General features: G+C 55.4%; 1 rRNA gene. It reads right to left on the bottom strand.

What is annotated here, in order from left to right:
• Nucleotides 1–663: ribosomal RNA gene (locus WQ54_RS32830) — 23S ribosomal RNA — on the bottom strand; the annotation flags it as partial.

The raw sequence follows: 663 nt of genomic DNA, 5'->3' as shown, positions 1-663 counted from the left end.
AGCCCCAGGATGCGATGAGCCGACATCGAGGTGCCAAACCTCCCCGTCGATGTGGACTCTTGGGGGAGATAAGCCTGTTATCCCCGGGGTAGCTTTTATCCGTTGAGCGATGGCCCTTCCATGCGGAACCACCGGATCACTAAGCCCGACTTTCGTCCCTGCTCGACTTGTAGGTCTCGCAGTCAAGCCCCCTTGTGCCTTTACACTCTGCGAATGATTTCCAACCATTCTGAGGGAACCTTTGGGCGCCTCCGTTACATTTTAGGAGGCGACCGCCCCAGTCAAACTGCCCACCTGACACTGTCTCCCGGCCCGATAAGGGCCGCGGGTTAGAATTTCAATACAGCCAGGGTAGTATCCCACCGACGCCTCCACCGAAGCTGGCGCTCCGGCTTCTCAGGCTCCTACCTATCCTGTACAAGCTGTACCAAAATTCAATATCAGGCTACAGTAAAGCTCCACGGGGTCTTTCCGTCCTGTCGCGGGTAACCTGCATCTTCACAGGTACTATAATTTCACCGAGTCTCTCGTTGAGACAGTGCCCAGATCGTTACGCCTTTCGTGCGGGTCGGAACTTACCCGACAAGGAATTTCGCTACCTTAGGACCGTTATAGTTACGGCCGCCGTTTACTGGGGCTTCAGTTCAAAGCTTCGCTCAGCAG

The sequence above is a fragment of the Bacillus sp. SA1-12 genome (assembly GCF_000981385.1).
Classification (GTDB): domain Bacteria; phylum Bacillota; class Bacilli; order Bacillales; family Bacillaceae; genus Metabacillus.
Note: the sequence above shows the minus strand (reverse complement) of the source record. Positions and strands in the feature narration are given on the sequence as shown.